General features: G+C 68.5%; 14 protein-coding genes and 1 pseudogene. 9 read left to right on the top strand and 6 right to left on the bottom strand.

The features are described from left to right. Positions 1–153 precede the first annotated feature (153 nt). The gene (locus IGS68_RS33480; protein ID WP_201083168.1) at positions 154–567 is read left to right on the top strand and encodes a hypothetical protein; all 414 of its coding nucleotides are present in this window, start codon (positions 154–156) and stop codon (positions 565–567) included. Here the strand turns inward: IGS68_RS33480 and IGS68_RS33475 are convergent. The 4 genes and pseudogenes from IGS68_RS33475 to IGS68_RS33460 form a co-directional block, all read right to left on the bottom strand. Continuing rightward, the gene (locus IGS68_RS33475) at positions 564–1271 is read right to left on the bottom strand and encodes an HIRAN domain-containing protein (RefSeq protein ID WP_201083166.1); all 708 of its coding nucleotides are present in this window, start codon (positions 1269–1271) and stop codon (positions 564–566) included. The two genes, IGS68_RS33480 and IGS68_RS33475, sit on opposite strands and share 4 nt — an antisense overlap. Positions 1272–3438: 2167 nt before the next feature. Then, positions 3439–4332: pseudogene (locus IGS68_RS33470) on the bottom strand (sodium:solute symporter family transporter); the annotation flags it as partial. Then, positions 4329–4640 (bottom strand): DUF485 domain-containing protein, encoded by a 312-nt coding sequence (locus tag IGS68_RS33465; RefSeq protein WP_201083165.1) that lies wholly within the window; start codon positions 4638–4640, stop codon positions 4329–4331. The gene IGS68_RS33465 and the pseudogene IGS68_RS33470, both read right to left, overlap by 4 nt. A gap of 234 nt (positions 4641–4874) precedes the next feature. Next, positions 4875–5153, bottom strand: a complete 279-nt coding sequence (locus tag IGS68_RS33460) for a nucleotidyltransferase family protein (protein WP_201083163.1) — start codon at positions 5151–5153, stop codon at positions 4875–4877. A gap of 310 nt (positions 5154–5463) precedes the next feature. Between IGS68_RS33460 and IGS68_RS33455 the strand changes: the two genes are divergently transcribed. Genes IGS68_RS33455 through IGS68_RS33445 form a run of 3 tightly spaced genes read left to right on the top strand, consistent with a single transcriptional unit; the run spans position 5464 to position 10401 of the window. Beyond that, the gene (locus IGS68_RS33455) at positions 5464–6477 is read left to right on the top strand and encodes an HlyD family secretion protein (protein ID WP_201083161.1); all 1014 of its coding nucleotides are present in this window, start codon (positions 5464–5466) and stop codon (positions 6475–6477) included. Beyond that, the gene (rbbA, locus tag IGS68_RS33450) at positions 6383–9268 is read left to right on the top strand and encodes a ribosome-associated ATPase/putative transporter RbbA (RefSeq protein WP_412766145.1); all 2886 of its coding nucleotides are present in this window, start codon (positions 6383–6385) and stop codon (positions 9266–9268) included. The genes IGS68_RS33455 and rbbA overlap by 95 nt, the downstream gene beginning before the upstream one ends. Positions 9269–9270: 2 nt before the next feature. Continuing rightward, positions 9271–10401, top strand: coding sequence for an ABC transporter permease (locus IGS68_RS33445; protein WP_201083157.1), 1131 nt, complete (start codon positions 9271–9273; stop codon positions 10399–10401). A gap of 16 nt (positions 10402–10417) precedes the next feature. On the opposite strand, the gene IGS68_RS33440 is transcribed toward IGS68_RS33445, so the two are convergent. Next, positions 10418–11491, bottom strand: coding sequence for an NAD(P)-dependent alcohol dehydrogenase (locus tag IGS68_RS33440; RefSeq protein ID WP_201083155.1), 1074 nt, complete (start codon positions 11489–11491; stop codon positions 10418–10420). Between the two features lie 268 nt (positions 11492–11759). On the opposite strand from IGS68_RS33440, the gene IGS68_RS33435 reads away from it, so the two are divergent. Genes IGS68_RS33435 through IGS68_RS33415 form a run of 5 tightly spaced genes read left to right on the top strand, consistent with a single transcriptional unit; the run spans position 11760 to position 15357 of the window. After that, positions 11760–13172 (top strand): methyl-accepting chemotaxis protein, encoded by a 1413-nt coding sequence (locus tag IGS68_RS33435; RefSeq protein WP_201083153.1) that lies wholly within the window; start codon positions 11760–11762, stop codon positions 13170–13172. Between the two features lie 20 nt (positions 13173–13192). Beyond that, entirely contained in the window at positions 13193–14164 is a 972-nt protein-coding gene (locus IGS68_RS33430; RefSeq protein ID WP_201083150.1) for a hypothetical protein, read from the top strand. Further along, positions 14157–14636, top strand: a complete 480-nt coding sequence (locus tag IGS68_RS33425; protein WP_201083148.1) for a hypothetical protein — start codon at positions 14157–14159, stop codon at positions 14634–14636. Before IGS68_RS33430 ends, IGS68_RS33425 begins: the two co-directional genes overlap by 8 nt. Before the next feature lie 14 nt (positions 14637–14650). After that, positions 14651–14860: a hypothetical protein gene (locus tag IGS68_RS33420; RefSeq protein WP_201083146.1), complete on the top strand. Its 210-nt coding sequence runs from the start codon at positions 14651–14653 to the stop codon at positions 14858–14860. Between the two features lie 8 nt (positions 14861–14868). Then, complete coding sequence (locus IGS68_RS33415) at positions 14869–15357, top strand: hypothetical protein (RefSeq protein ID WP_201083145.1); 489 nt, start codon at positions 14869–14871, stop codon at positions 15355–15357. Positions 15358–15537: 180 nt separating this feature from the next. Here the strand turns inward: IGS68_RS33415 and IGS68_RS33410 are convergent, their stop codons facing one another. Continuing rightward, positions 15538–16416 carry a LysR family transcriptional regulator ArgP gene (locus tag IGS68_RS33410; RefSeq protein ID WP_201083144.1) on the bottom strand — a complete coding sequence of 293 codons (879 nt, stop codon included), beginning with the start codon at positions 16414–16416 and terminating at the stop codon, positions 15538–15540. Positions 16417–16437 lie beyond the last annotated feature (21 nt).

Here is a 16437-nt window from a genome sequence, read left to right as displayed (position 1 = left end):
CTTCTGTGTGCCTGGGCTTGGACACCATGTCCGCGCCGGTGAACCCACAATCGGCGATCGGCTCCCAGAAAATCAAAACTCCCGGCCGTGTTTCAGATTGCCAAAGGTGTTTCACGGCATCAGAATCGCGACACTCTTATATGAGGTGTCTCGATGTCACGTAGACGGAAATACCGCCACAGCCGCGCGACCATCGCCAAGATCCGGGACACCATGCGGCAGATCCAGATGCTGCTCGAACAGCACGGCAGTTACCGGGCAAAGACGAGCGGCCGGATCATCACCAGATTGGGAAATCCCCACGGTGCGGAACACCTGCGCGGTCGTGGCAACCGCGAGGCGATGGCGGCCAAGAAAACCCAGGCTGACGCCTTCGCCCTGTCGGTCGCCCCGGTGATCGAGGAGATTCGCCGGGACTGGACCAGCGATGCCCCGCCGACGCTCCGCCAGTTCTGCGATGAACTGGCGTTGCGCGACGTTCGGACCTGCCGTGGCGGGATCTGGAGTTGGCGTCCCGCCACGGTGAAGCGCCTGCTGGAACGGATCGCGCGACTTCGCCAGCCCTAGAAGATCGAGTAGTAGTCCTCGTTCAGCGGCACGAAATACTCCTGGCGTCGATCATACGAGGCCGTCGTCTGGTAACAGACCTCGCCGTCCTTGGCCCCGAAGGCGGCCTTGAGGGCCGATGCCCGCTGTCGGGCGCGACGACTCAGCATCTCGCAATAGGCGTTCCGCTCCCAGTGGTCGCCGCCTGCGACGATCTCCGCGAAGGAGGGCGCCGGGTGGTCGTAACGCCAGCCCCAAACCTCCTGCGCGGCCTTGTGGGCCTCGACCCACTGGCGGGCATCCTTGACGATGTCGGCGGCCAACCCGAGGATCAGCACCCGCATCGAGTATGCCTTGCCGGTTCCGCGGTGATAGCAGAAGGCCGGGACCGCCCCCGCGTCCTGGAGGAACTCGGACAGGCACCGCGCCACGTCGGACGGCAGGTGGCCCATCTGGTGATCGTTCCACCAGACCTCGACCGCGAAGCGGTCCACCTCGTTGTCCGGGTTGGCCCGCAGTTCGACCGGCGTTCCGGTGATCGGGGTGGTTTCCGCGTCGTCCCAATAGACGTGCGACGGCAGACCGGCGACCTCGACCAGCAGCGCCTCCCGCTCGGGCGGCTGGAGCAAGATCATGGTCGCCATGGCGCGGAGCCGCACCATCTCGGTGCGCGCCATCAGGTTCGGACCGCCCATCGGCTCGTAGTGCAGGCGAGAGTCGGGCATCAGGGTTCTCCCTGGGTGAAGGCGCTGGCGGATTGTTCACGACCAGCGCGAGATGTGCCGCGGGCCGCACGGGCTCGGGCACGGGTTGGGGTTCGGATACCGGTTCGGGCTCGGATTGGACGGCCGCCAGCGGGATCGGGATGCCGTGCTCGTCCAGCACGCTGTCCTCGCCCACCCCGCCCCACCGCTGCACGCTACGGCCCTCGCCGGGCCGCTCGCGCCGCGGACTGCGGAGATGGATGCGCTCGCCCTCGGCATCGAGGTAGTGAACGTGACCATCCTGGGTGACGGCCATCCCCCACCCCGCCGGCAGTTCGTCGAAGTCGCGGAAAACGGCGCCCGGCCCGTGGGTTTTTTCCATGACGGCATAGGCTTCGCGGTAGCTCGTCTTGAGGTCAGCCCAACCCTTTCGGGCAGACCTGCTGACAAACATACCGACATGCTGGGTGGGCTGGAACTTTATCTCTTTTTCGACGAGAGAGAGACGGGCCTGTATCGCGCCCGAGATCGCGTCTATGGGGGCAAAGTGTTCCGGGTCGGCCGGAAGCCTGTCGGGGCAGTCGGCGGGAGCCGGCGGGGGCGGTGGCGGGTTGCGCCAGCGTTCGTCGGCCTCCTCGTTCCATCGCCGCTTCAACTCCGCAGTGGACCGCCGCAGGTCCGCGTCCATGGCGCGGGATCGCGCTACGCGTTCCTCCGGCGTCAGGTCGTCGGCGGTCTCCGCTTTCGCACCGCTGCTGGACGTTTTTCCGCCCCAGCTTCTGCGGGTTGGCATAGATTTTGCCTGCTCACCCCGCTGAGCAGAGCAGGCTGGTCGGCCTCCGCGTGGGGGTCGATCAGGAGGATCGTCGTCCCCGTCCGAATCCGGCGCCTTTTTCTTCCGGCGGGACTCGTTGTCAGCCCACGTCCACCACACCGACTCTGATGGCCACTTCGACTTCGCCACGAATCGCTTCAGCAGCGCGTCAACGTCGATCGTCGGATATCGGGAACGTGTTTCAGCCAACACTTCGGCTGTCGGTTTCCACTTATCAGAATCATCATCCTCCCGAAGGGGGTCGGATGATTCTGATCTAGAATTGGGTGTCGATTCCTGACACCCCCTGTCCATTTTTAATCTTCCCAGATCGGTATCGCTGAAGCGTTTCCGGACATTCTGGAACTGCGGGTGGGCTTCGAGCAGTTCGTAGTAGGACCGCTCCCGGTTCTCGGCGCTGACATAGGCCAGGACCTGCACGCACAGCGGCTGAAGGCCGGTCTGGGCGTGGATCGAGCGGATCACCCCGGCGGCGTGCAGGGTCTTGAAGGCCGCGTTCACGGTCGGCCGCGATCGGCCGATGGCCTGGGCGACTTCGCCCTGGGGGCGGAAGACGATCCCGGTCTGCCGGTCCGCCCCCTCCGCCAGGGCGAGCAAGGTGGCCTTGACCGTGGGGTTGAACCGGTGCCGATCCCACTCCGTCATCCACCGGGCAAAGCCGGCTGGAAGGTCTTGTGTTGCCGTTGCTGTCACGGTCCCCTCTCTGGGGAGTACCTGACCCGCTATGGCTTCCGGATTACCCTACTACTGGACGCACGGAGAGGGTTGACCGTCCCCGTGGGGACGATTATCTTTCCACGAATACGAACAAAGAGGGCCTGTTGGGTCACGGGATTCGTTCCCGCCCTGCTTCAGTTCAGTAGGGTTTGGATCTCGGAAGCTTTATCAGGTCATTAAGCTACTCCGCGTTTCGACGTTTCGGCCTCCTTTCCAGCCACGGAAAAAGCAGGAGGCCGAAACTGTTTCTGGGCGCGACAAAACCCGCGCTGCCCCATCCCACAAGTTGGCTGCGCGGATCTCATCGCCCCTCTCGCGCCCCCAACACTTAACGGCACCGGGCAAGTGCGACGCGATCGGTATCAGCAGAGTGTAGAGCGCGCGACCGCCCGTCAATGCTTCGGCGTAGTACTGGGCCGCACGGCTGCTGCGGTGCGCCTTCAACTGGCCGTTTTTCGTCTGCTGACTCTCTGTGGAAAAAAGGACTTTGACTAGAGGAAGGTTCTGTTCTATTTCGTGAATAGAAGATCAGGTGTTGAGTTGATAAAGTAGTGTCGGGTACAAATAATTCAGCCGAGTTCTCGCATCAATCGAGCGCGTGTGATTGACTCTCAAAAGTCTCAATAAGGTCAGAGGTTTACCGTTACGAGCAATGACGAAGCGCATCATGATGTGCGGCAGCCCGGCGGTGCCGAACACAAGGCCCAGCGACAGCGACACGGCGGAGACCGGGTCGGCCAGCAGCGAGCCGGGCGACATGATCTTGGCGCCGGCCTTGTGGGAGGCGACCGCCTGGGCCGCCATGAAGTCCAGGTCGAAGCCGAAGCGCGACAGGGCCAGCAGCCCGAGCAGCGATCCTCCCCCCAGCAGCAGCCCCGCCTTGATGATCTGCACCCAGGTGGTCGCGATCATGCCGCCGAAGGTCACGTAGACCACCATCAGCACGCCGACCACGATCACCGCGACGGCGTAATCCAGCCCGAACAGCAGTTTGATCAACTGGCCGGCACCGACCATCTGGACGATCAGGTAGAAGCAGACGACCGTCAGCGACCCGATCGCCGCGAAGGTCCGCACCTTGGCCTGGTCCAGCCGGTACGACGCGATGTCGGCGAAGGTGTAGCGGCCCAGGTTGCGCAGCCGTTCGGCGATCAGGAACAGGATGATCGGCCAGCCGACGAAGAAGCTGATGATGTAGATGAAGCCGTCGAACCCGGTGGCGAACACCAGGCTCGACAAGCCCAGCAGCGTCGCCGCCGACATGTAGTCGCCGGCGATCGCCAGCCCGTTCTGGAAGCCGGTGATGCCGCCGCCGGCGGTATAGAAGTCGGCCGCCGACTTGGTGCGGCTGGCCGCCCAGTAGGTGATGCCCAGGGTGGCGACGACGAAGACGAAGAACATGACGATGGCCGTCACGTTCACCGCCTGCTTCTCCGCCCCGCCCAGGTCGGCGGGGGCGGCCAGCGCCGGGGCGGCGAGGGCGAGGGCGGCGAGGCCGAGGGCCGCGACGGGGGACGGCAGGCGCCTCATTCCGCCGTCTCCCGGATCAGGTCGTTGGTCAGGTCGTCGAACGGGCCGTTCGCGAAGTAGGAATAGACGCCGGTCAGCAGCCAGGACACGACGATGATCCCCGCGCCGATCGGCACGCCGACCGACAGCGTGGCGCCTTCGCCCAGCGGCCGGCCGAGCAGGCCCGGCGCGAAGGCCACCACCATCATGAAGCTGTAGTAGGACACCAGGACCAGCGCCGACAGCACGACGGCGAGGCGCCCGCGCCGCCTGACCAGCACTTGGTAGTTCGGGTTCCGGCGAACCCTGGCATAAATGGAGTCGGACATATCATTTCCAATTCGTAGCTTGCTGCAATGCGGTACGATCCATCGTCCTGTCCGGACAGACGGCTTGATGTCGCAGGGCGGCTACGAAGGGGACCGGCGCGCTTTCTGCCGGTCGGACGGCCGGAGTCGTCGCTCGGCCAGTCAAGTCGGAGTGGAGGGAAAACCTGATGCGGAAGCCGCGTTGATCGCCTGGAAAGCAGCAGTCGGGTCGCCGCGTCCAGGTCGCGCCCGATGTCAGCCCAGAGCGCCGGGTTCGATGCCTCGCTCCGCGATCCGGTTTCTGAGGGACTCCGACAGGAAGCGCTCCGGGATCACGTCGGCGGTGAAGCCGGCGTCTGCCAGGGCCAGTTCCACGTCCAGGGCGACGTCGCCGTCCCGGCCGGCGGGAACGGCCATCAGGGCGACGTCGATGTCGGAACGCTCGTCGAAGCCGCCCTCGGCGAGCGAGCCGAACACCACCAGCCGCCCGCCGGCAGCCGCCGCGACCTTCTCCGCGTCCCGCACGGCCAGCACCGCGGCGGCGCGACGCTCCGCCAGGCGGCGGGACCGCAGCTCGTCGAAAGTCGGATAGGAATGAATCGCGGTACGGCGTTCGGAAATGCCTCGGGCTCTTGCGGAGCGGTCAACTCCGGTCGAGGATGGTCGCCTCGCACCGGGCCTGTCAACCGGAAGACGCCGGGCAGGGGGCAAAGGGCTTAGCCGCCCGGCGTTTGACCTGAAGCAATGACCGGCCGCCCCCGGCCCGGCCAGGATTTCGTCCAAGCCAGCCGTACGAAGACAGCGGTCAAGCCGTACCGCCTCCGAAACCAGGACAATGCTCTCCATGCGCGCCGCACCTCTCCTCGCCCTGCTCGCCGTCGTCGGGATCGCCGCCGGCGGCTACGCCTACTGGGACACGCAGCAATCCCGGACCCTGCCGGCCGGCCTGGCGTCCGCCAACGGCCGGATCGAGGTCGAGCGGGTCGATATCGCCACCAAGCTCGCGGGCCGCGTCGCCGAGATCCGCGTCCGCGAGGGCGACGCCGTCCAGGCCGGCGACACCGTCGCCCGCATGGACGTCACTGAACTCCAGGCCCAGCTCCTCGCGGCCAAGGCCGCCGTCCGGCGCGCGGTCGAGAGCATCGGCAAGGCCGAGGCGGAGGTGGCGATCCGCGAGGCGGAGCAGCAGCTTTCCGAGGTGGAGCTGCGCCGCGTCGTGGAGCTGGAACGGCGCGCCGCCGTCTCGACCGCCGAGGTGGACCGGCGCCGGGCGCAGAACGAGGTCGCCAAGGCCCAGATCCTGGGCGCCAGGGCCGCCGTCCGCGACGCCGGGGCCGCGCGGGAGGCCGCCGAGGCGCAGGTCGCCCAGATCGAGGCGACCATCGCCGACATGACCCTGAAGACCCCCGTCACCGGCCGGGTGGAATACCGGCTCGCCCGGGCGGGCGAGGTGCTGGGGGCCGGCGGGCGCGTGGTCACCGTCCTGGACCTGACCGACGTCTTCATGACGATCTTCCTGCCCACCGGCCAGGCGGGGCGGGTGGGCCACGGATCGGACGCCCGCATCGTGCTCGACGCGGCGCCCAGCTACGTGATTCCGGCCACCGTGTCGTTCATCGCGGCGGAGGCGCAGTTCACCCCCAAGGCGGTCGAGACCTCGGACGAGCGCGAGAAGCTGATGTACCGCGTCAAGCTCGCGATCGATCCCAAGCTGCTGGAGACCTACCGCGATTATGTGCGCGCGGGGCTCACCGGAAACGCCTATGTCCGGATCGACCGGGCGGCGGAGTGGCCGGCGGAGCTGGCGCCGAAACTTCCGCCGGCCCCCGAGCCCGCGGAGACCGCCGATGTCCGGTGACGACGCGGTAGCACTGGACTGCGTCTCGCACCGCTACGGGCGCACCGCGGCGCTCGACGGCGTCTCGCTTCGGATCCCCGGCGGCACGGCGACCGCCGTGGTCGGCCCGGACGGCGTCGGCAAGTCCACGCTGCTGGCGCTGATCGCCGGCGTCAAGCGCGGGCAGGCGGGGACCGTGCGGGTCCTGGGCGGCGACATGGCCTCGGCCGCGCACCGCGACCGGGCGGCGCCCGGCATCGCCTACATGCCCCAGGGGTTGGGGCGGAACCTCTATCCGACCCTGTCGGTGGTCGAGAACATCGACTTCTTCGGCAGCCTGTTCGGCCTGCCCCGGGCGGACCGCCGGGCGCGCATCGACCGGCTGCTGCACGCCACCGGCCTGCATCCCTTTCCCGACCGCCCCGCCGGCAAGCTGTCCGGCGGCATGCGGCAGAAGCTGTCGCTGTGCTGCGCGCTGATCCACGATCCGGACCTGCTGATCCTGGACGAGCCGACCACCGGCGTCGATCCGCTGTCGCGCCGGCAGTTCTGGCGCCTGATCGACGACATCCGGGCCGGCCGGCCGGGCATGACCGTGCTGGTCGCCACCGCCTACATGGAGGAGGCCGAGCGTTTCGAGCGCCTGGTCGCGATGGACGGCGGCACGATCCTGGCCGCCGGCCCGACCGCCGAGATGCTGGCCCGGACCGGCGCCGCGACCCTGGACGAGGCCTTCGCCGCCCTCCAGCGGGGCAGGGGGACCGGGCCGGCCGGGGGCTGGACCCCACTGCCGCCCCGCACCCCGGATCCCGGAGCGCCGCCGGCCATCCTGGCGGAGGGGCTGACCCGCCGGTTCGGCGACTTCACCGCCGTGGACGGGGTCAGCTTCCGGATCGAGCGCGGCGAGATCTTCGGCTTCCTCGGCTCCAACGGCTGCGGCAAGACCACGACCATGAAGATGCTGACCGGGCTGCTGCCGGCCACCGAGGGGCGGGCCGAACTGCTGGGCCGTCCCGTGGCGGCGGGCGACATCGCGACGCGCATGCGGGTCGGCTACATGTCGCAATCCTTCTCGCTGTACGAGGAGCTGTCGGTCCGCGCCAACCTGGACCTGCACGCCCGCCTGTACCGCATCCCGGCGGCGGAGGTCGGGCCGCGCACCCGCGAGGCGCTGGAGCGGTTCGACCTCGCCGAGGTGGCCGACGCCCGCCCCAACGGCCTGCCGCTCGGCATCCGCCAGCGCCTGCAGCTGGCCGCCGCCTGCCTGCACCGGCCGGAGGTGCTGATCCTGGACGAACCGACCTCGAGCGTGGACCCGGCGGCGCGGGACATGTTCTGGCGCCACCTGGGCGAGCTGGCGCGGCGCGACGGCGTCACCGTCTTCGTCTCGACCCACTTCATGAACGAGGCGGAGCGGTGCGACCGCATCTCGCTGATGCATGCCGGGCGGCCCCTGGCCGTCGGCACGCCGCGGGAGATCCGCGAGGCGCGGGGGGCGGCTTCCCTGGAGGACGCCTTCGTCGCCTGCCTGGTCGAGGCGACCGGCGAGGACGCGGGTTCCGGGGCGGGGCAGGGGGCGGGGCAGGGGGCGGGGCAGGGGGCGGGGCAGGGGGTGGGGCAGGGGGCGGCGCCAACGACCGCCGGCGCCGACGCCGGCGCCCGACCGCCGGACCATGCCACGCTCGCCGCGTCCTTCGGGCGGATCTTCGCCTTCGCGCGGCGGGAGATGATCGAGATCCTGCGGGACCCGGTCCGGCTCGCCTTCGCCCTGCTCAGCCCGATCGTGCTCATGGTCACCTTCGGCTACGGCGTCACCTTCGACGTGGAGGAGCTTCCCTTCGCCGTGTTCGACCGCGACCGGAGCGCCGAGAGCCGGCAGTTCGTCGAGAGCTTCGCGGGGTCGCGCTATTTCGACCAGAAGCCGCCGATGGGCAGCGAGAGCGAGATCGACGCGCGGCTCCGGTCGGGCGAGCTGCGGGTCGCCATCGACATCCCGCCCGGCTTCGGCCGCGACCTGCTGGGCGGCCACCGGCCGGAGGTGGCCTTCCTGCTCGACGGGTCGATGCCGTTCCGGGCCGAGACGGCGCGCGGCTACGTGGGCGGCATCGTGTCCTCCTACGCGCAGGACCTCGCCCGGCGCACGGCCGGGGAGGCGGTGTCGCCGTACCCGGTACAGGTCGAGGCGCGGTTCCGCTACAACCAGGAGTTCCGCAGCGCCGTCGCGATCACGCCGGGCTGCATCATGATCCTGCTGATCATCGTCCCGTCCATGCTGACCGCGCTCGGCGTGGTGCGCGAGCGGGAGATCGGCTCGATCAGCAATCTCCAGGCGTCGCCCGCGACCGTGGGCGAGTTCCTGCTGGGCAAGCAGGCGCCCTACGTCGCGATCGGCTTCCTCAGCTTCCTGTCGCTGGTCCTGCTGGTCGCCGTCCTGTTCGACGTGACCGTGAAGGGATCCATGGCGGCCCTGGCGCTGGGGGCCCTCCTCTACGTGTTCGCCGCCACGGGGGTCGGGCTGGTGGTCTCGACCTTCGTCAGGAGCCAGGTCGCGGCGATCATCGCGACCGCCGTCCTGGTCACCGTGCCGGCCATCAACTTTTCCGGATACCTCTACCCGGCGGCCACGGTCGAGGGGGCCGGGCGCTATATCGGGCTGGGCTTCCCCTCCCTGTGGTTCCAGAACGTCAGCATCGGCACCTTCGCGAAGGGGCGGCCCTTCGCGGATTTCCAACTGGAGTTCCTGATGCTGTTCGCGTTCGGCGCGGGGTTCCTGATGATCGCCAGCCGCTTGCTCAGGAAGCAGGAGCGTTGACCATGACCACCTGGCTTTCGAACGTCTTCCGCCTCGGCCTGAAGGAGCTGGCGAGCCTCGCCGGCGACAAGGTGCTGTTCGCCTTCATCCTCTATTCCTTCTCCTTCTCGGTCTACAGCGTGGCGACCGGGGTGAAGACCGAGATCGAGAACGCCAGCGTCGCGGTGGTGGACGGCGACCACTCGGCCCTGTCGTCCCGCCTGCGCGAGGCGTTCCTGCAGCCCTATTTCCGGCCGCCCGCGCTGATCGACCGGGCCGAGCTGGACCCGGCCATGGACCGGGGCGAGTGGACCTTCGTGCTGGACATCCCGCCGCGGTTCGAGGCCGACGCGCTGCGCGGGCTTCGACCGGAGCTTCAGCTCAACATCGACGCGACGGCGATGACCCAGGCGGGGGTCGGCGCCGGGTATATCGAGGCCATCGTGCAGCGGGAGGCGATCGACTTCCTGCGGGCGCGCGGCGACGCGGCGGCGGTTCCCATCGATGCCGTGACCCGCGCCTGGTTCAACCCGAACCTGGAGGGCGCCTGGTTCCACTCCGTCATGGCGGTGATGGAGAACATCACGATCCTGTCGATCCTGCTGGTCGGCGCCGCCGTCATCCGCGAGCGGGAACACGGCACGATCGAGCACCTGCTGGTCATGCCGGTCCGGGCGAGCGAGATCGCCGTCGCCAAGATCTGGGCCAACGGGTTGGTGATCCTGGTGGCGGCGGGGCTGTCGCTGCGCTTCGTGGTCCAGGGCGCGCTGGGCGTCCCGGTCGAGGGGTCGATGGCGCTGTTCCTGGTCGGGGCGGCGGCCTACCTGTTCGCGACCACCTCGCTCGGCATCCTGCTCGCCACCCTGGTCCGGTCGATGCCCCAGTTCGCGCTGATGGCGATCCCGGTCTTCCTGATCCTCAACATGCTCTCGGGCGCCACCTCGCCGATCGAGGGCATGCCGCCGGTGCTGGAGACCCTGATCCAGGCCTCGCCGACCGTCCATTTCGTCACGCTGTCCCAGGCGGTGCTGTTCCGGGCCGCGGGGCTGGAGGTGGTCTGGCCGCAGCTCCTGATCCTGGCCGGCCTCGGCGCCCTGTTCCTCGCGGCGGCGCTGGCCCGGTTCCGCACCATGCTGGCCCAGGCCCATCAATGACGGGCCGGGCCATGCGTCACGGGGTGACCGCGACCTTGAGCACGCCGTCGCGCTGGTGCGAGAACAGCTCGTAGGCGGCCTCGATCTCGTCCAGCTTGAACCGGTGGGTCACCATCGGGCGGAGGTCCACCCGGTGGGATGCCACCACGTTCATCAGCCGGCGCATGCGCTCCTTGCCGCCGGGGCACAGGGACGTGACGATGGTGTGGTCGCCCAGGCCGGCGGCGAACGGTCCCAGGGGAATGTGCAGGTCGGTGGAATAGACGCCCAGGCTCGAAAGCGTTCCGCCCGGCCGCAGGACGCGCAGGCAGGCCTCGAACGTCGCCTGGGTGCCCAGCGCCTCGATCGCGACGTCCACCCCGCGACCGTCCGTCAGGCTCATGATCTGCTCGACCGGATCGCCGGCCTTGAAATCGATCACCCGGTCGGCGCCCATCCGGCGCGACGCCTCCAGCCGCTCCCGCACCGTGTCGACGCCGATCACCAGCGTCGCCCCGCACAGCTTGGCGCCCGCGGTGGCGCACAGCCCGATCGGCCCCTGGGCGAACACCGCGACGGTGTCGCCGATCCTGATCCCCGCCCGCTCGGCGCCGGAGAAGCCGGTGGACATGATGTCGGGGCACATCAGCACCTCCTCGTCGCTCAGCCCGTCGGGCACCGGGGCGAGGTTGGCCATGGCGTCGGGCACCAGCACGAACTCGGCCTGGCAGCCGTCGATGGTGTTGCCGAACTTCCAGCCCCCGATCGCCTTCCAGCCATGGGCCGTCCCCGCGCCGTCCTGCGAATGGAAGCCGCACAGCGAGGCATGGCTGTGCCCGCTGGGGCAGATGGCGCCGGCGATGACCCGCTGGCCTTCCCGGTAACCCTGGACGGCCGACCCCAGCTTCTCGATCACGCCGACCGGCTCGTGCCCGACCGTCAGGCCGCGCGCGACCGGGTACTCGCCCTTCAGGATATGGACGTCGGTGCCGCAGATGGTGGTCGTGGTGATCCGGACCAGGGCGTCGAGCGGCCCGACGTCCGGGACGGGCTTCTCGTCCAGCACGATGCGGCCGGGTTCGACGAAGACGGCGGCTTTCATTTTCGGCATGTTTCCCCCCGTGTCTGACACGTGCCCGCAAGCCGGGCTTGGGCGGATCGTACCGGTTTGCCGGCGGGGGTCATTGATCCACGTTAAGCACCGCCGTGGGTCGAAACCCCGTGAAATCCGTCTTCGCGAAGACAAACCGGCCGAAAAGGCTAGGCCGAAAGACTCCGTGGCTTTGAATCAACTGTTAACCGCCGCCCGATACCCTTCTCCGAAAAAACACGACTGGAGAACGGCGTCGTCAACTCCAGCCTGTCACGGGAGGGATTCTATGAGAGACAGCGTGTCCATCGGCGCCGACCAGGCGGCCAATACCGAAACGGCCATCGTGGAACTGGCGCGGGAAATCGGCAGTCTCGGCGTCGCGTTCGCCGACGTGGCCGGCCATGTCGATGACGTCAGCGGCCGGATCGCCCACCAGGTCTCGGTGCTGGCGGAGCTTCGCGGCGATGCCGCCGACATGGCGGCCGGGACCGGGCACGTCGGCGCCGCCGCCGCGGCCGCCCGCGCGGTGACCGCCAAGGCCCAGGAACAGGTGGCCCAGGGCCGCGGCCAGGTAGACAACGCGCTCGCCGGGCTGCACACCCTGACCGAGGACGTGACGGCGATCGACAGGCAGTCGGCCGACCTGACCGACGCGCTGGTCCGCGTCGGCAAGGTCGCGCAGGAGATCAGCGCGATCGCCAAGCAGACCAACCTGCTGGCCTTGAACGCGACGATCGAGGCGGCGCGGGCCGGATCGGCCGGACGCGGCTTCGCCGTGGTGGCCCACGAGGTCAAGGCACTGGCCGGCAAGACCGCCGTGGCGACCCAGGAGATCGACGCGACCCTGCGCTACCTGACCGAGCAGGTGAAGGCCCTGGCGGCCCGCGGGGCCGGGGCGGCTGCCAAGGCGTCGTCGGTCGGCAGCGACGCCAGCCGGATCGGCGACCTGATGGAGACCCTGGCCGGCGCCATCGACGACGTGGACCGGCAGCAGGACCGCATCGAGGACTCCGCCGGCCTGATCGGGACCGGCATCGCCACGGTCGAGCGGCGCATCGTCGAGCTGTCCGCCGGGATCACCCGGTCCAGCGGCAACCTGAACCAGGCCCGCGACCGCCTGAACGGGTTGCTGGCGTCGAGCGAGAAGCTGATCGGCCTGTCCAGCCGCCTGGACGTCGAGACGGTCGACACCCCGTTCATCCGCGCGGTCCGGGACGGCGCAGCCCGCGTCGCCTCGATCCTGGAGCAGGCGATCGACGCCGGGACCCTGACCTTGGACGCCCTGTTCGACGCGGACTACAGGCCGGTGCCCGGCACCTCGCCCGAGCAATGCGTCACCCGGTTCAGCGATGCCGCCGACCGGCTGCTGGCAGGCTACCTGGACGGTATCCTGGAGATGTCGGACAGGATCGTCTTCTGCAACGCGACCGACCGCAACGGCTATTTCCCGACCCACAACGCCAAGTACCGCCATCCCCAGCGGCCCGGCGACACCCAATGGAACGCCGCCCATTGCCGGAACCGGCGCATGTTCAACGACCGCGTCGGCCTCGCCGCCGGCCGCAGCCGCGATCCCTTCCTGCTCCAGGCCTACCGCCGCGACATGGGCGGCACCTTCGAGCTGATGAAGGACGTATCGGCCCCGATCCTGGTCAAGGGGCGCCACTGGGGCGCGCTCAGGATCGCCTATCAGGCGTGAGGCGGGGTCGGGTATGACGGTTGACAAACTTCCGGCTTGATGTACCACTAATTCGCGGCGGAGGATTTGCGTTCCCCGCCTCAGGAGAGAGGAATCGGGCTGGTATGCATGGGAGGAGCAGGCTGGCGCTGATCGCCTCGGTCCAGAACCCGCTGCATGCCCGCGAAAAAGGCGTCAACGGATCCTGGCGTGGTGCGATCCAGGCGCCTTCGGGACCGGCGATACCGGCGATCATCAAGGATCTCGACGCCCGGCAGCTGGCGAACGAGCTGATGGCTCATGCCCTCTGCCGCACCGTCGGCCTGCCTATCCCCGAAGCCTACATCGTCATCGACGACGGAACCATACCCGAAGCCGTCAAGGGGCCGGCGGCTCCCGCGGAGCTTTGCAGCAGCCTCGGCATCGGTGAAGGACGCCTGATGTTCGCCAGCGCGACCTGCGGCAACGCCTTCGCCACGGTCTTCAAGATGCCCCGGCGCGGCGACATGCCCGACAGCCTGTTCGACAGGGTCCGCCGGGATGCCATCGGCGCGATGCGCCGTCGCCTGGTCGAATGGCCGGCCCTGGGCATGGCGGCGGCATTCGACGAATGGGCCGCGGTGATCGACCGGCATGAAGGAAACCTGCTGCTCGACGGGAACGGCGGCGTCTGGCTGATCGATCATGGCCATGCCTTCACCGGCGCCAGATGGGCGCCCGCCGACCTGCGGCAGCTCAGCTTCGGGAACTGCCTCGTCGCGGAAGCGGTTCGCGGCATGGCCAGGGAACAGTTGCTCGGACAGGTCATGCATGGCGCTTCCATCCTCGACGCCAAGCTTGCCGCCAACGACAACGCGCTGGCCGGCGCCGAAGCGGCGATCCGGGGATTGGGGCTGATTCCGGAGGAGGATTTCCGCGCCCTGGGAGCGTTCCTTGCGGAGCGCCGTAGCCGCGTGCGCGGATTTCTGGAACATTCCGTCGGAGAGGCGCTGAAAGGAGTAGCCGGTGGCTAGAACGCCGATCACGTGGCACCCGATCTATATCGAGCCGATCGAAGGGTCGGGCGAGCGCCTGACGATCGCGATCGCGGGCGGCACCGCGGACGTGGTCCGGTTCAAGGTCATCGGGGAATTCCGCGAAACCTTCGGACCCGATATCGAAGCGGCGCTCGCCGCCAAGCGCCCGATGCTGGACGCACTGGCCGGCGCGCTGCGCCACGGTCCGATAGACCTGCTGGCGTCGGCGGAAGAGCTTGGGCCGGGGCTGTTCGTCGGCGAAGCGCGCCGGATCATGACGGTGGACATCGATGCAGCACTGGAGGCCGCCGCTTTGATCACCTCCACCGTGTTCAATGCGCGCCCCGACCGCAAGGCCGAGCATGATGCTGAACCGGTCGAGCCTTTCCAGTGGGATCCGTCCGCCTTGAGGCGGCCCGCATCGATGTTCGATAACGAGGATATCAGGGCCGCCGTCGGCGCCTTCTGAAACAGGAGATTGCGATGGGCGTAAGTCTGGATAAATTGGGCGACGCTGAGGCTCTCGAAGAGATTTTCCGCCAAGCCACGCGAGACTTCGGCCGACTGGGCAGGCCGATCCACAAGAATAACTCGGCGATGGACTTCGATCCCGAAGATGTTCGCAGGTTATCCAACGACTTGCCCGACGAATACGTTCGGCGTCTGGCCGCCGGGTTGGGCAAGATGAAATGACTTCCGCCATGGGAGCAGGTTATCGCCGCGCCTTGTCGGATGCCTTCACCGACACCGCGCGGATGGTGACCCGCGCTCTCGACCTGGACCGGGCGGACGTGGCCGTGTCGGCGCTGGAGCTGGCCCGCGCGCTGGACGAAACCGACCGTTTCGTCCGCACCCTGAAGGAGCGCCGCCGGACGGATCAGGTCTCCAAGGGAAAGTTCGCCGGCGCGCTCCTGTATTTCCTGCGTCAATGCCGCCCGATCCAGCTGATTTCCGAGCAGGACGCCATCGAAAAGGGGGTCGATGCCACGCGGTTCCAGGATCTCGTCTGCGTCATGTTCGTCTGCGAATTCATCCTGCGATACCGGCCGCCCCACGGGATCCTGCTGGAGTTGATCTTCCTGCTTCGGCAGAACGAAGCCAGCGCCGCCGCCATCGGGTTGCTGTTCGAATCGTTCCTGATCCTCACCGACCGGACCGGCCCCCATTACATGGACGAGGCGGTCGTCTGATCCCGCTTCGGTCTTTGCAGCCGGCCGTTCCACTCTCCGCACTGTGTTGCGCCATGGGCGCAACCTACGGCTCGACGCAGGGCGGAAGTGATACGGGCCGACGAGCGTAGGTTGCGCCCGTGGCGCAACGCATCGGAGCAGCCGCGCACGGCGTGGAAATGGCGAGCATAGAATTTGCCGTCACTCCAGCATGGCGCCGGCCGTGCGGAGGACGGCTCGCGTGATGTCGCCCAGGCGGCTGCTCGCGATCCGGCTGCGCTGCCAGAACAGCGGAACGTCGAGCGGCTGGTCCGGGACCAGGGCGACCAGCCGGCCGGTCCGCAGATGGTCGGCGACCAGCATCTCCGGGTTCATTCCCCATCCGAGGCCGACCAGGGCCGCGTCGATGAACGCTTGGGACGACGGCAGCCAGTGGGTGGCCGGCGCGATCTCCGCACCGAAGACCTGCCGCGTCCATAGCGTCTGCAGCCGGTCCTTGCTGTCGAAGGTCAGGCACGGCGCATGGGCGAGGGACCCGGCATGCACCCCGCCGGGGAAATGCCGGCGGACGAACTCCGGGCTGGCGGTCGCGACGTAGCGCAACGCGCCCAGCGGCGTGCTGTCGCAGCCTTGCACCGGCTTGGCGCCGGACGTCACGGCCGCCAGGACCTCGCCCCGGCGCAACCAGTCCGCGCTGTGCTCCTGGTCGTCGATGACGAGGTCGAACAGGCAGTCCCGCGTCTCGGCCATCGCGGCGACGAACCAGGTGGCGAGGCTGTCGGCGTTCACCGCGATGCGGACGGTCACCGGCGGCCCGGCGTGCCGGATGCCCGGAAGCTCCTCGCGCAACTCGCTCTCCAGCAGGGCCACCTGCTCCACGTGCTGGCACAGGCGCTGACCCGCGGGCGTGCCGGCGCAGGGGGAGCCGCGCACCACCAGGATCGTCCCCAGCCTCTCCTCCAGGAGCTTGACGCGCTGCGATACCGCCGAGGGGGTGACGTGAAGCTGCTGCGCCGCCCGTTCGAAGCTGCCGGTGCGGATGACGGCCGCCAGGGCGGAGAGCAGGGCGTAATCGAGCACGGATTAGCATTCCTTAATCAA

This window comes from Skermanella sp. TT6, from assembly GCF_016653635.2.
GTDB lineage: Bacteria > Pseudomonadota > Alphaproteobacteria > Azospirillales > Azospirillaceae > Skermanella > Skermanella cutis.
The sequence above is the reverse complement of the archived record's forward strand: the minus strand, read 5'-3'. Positions and strand labels throughout refer to the sequence as shown.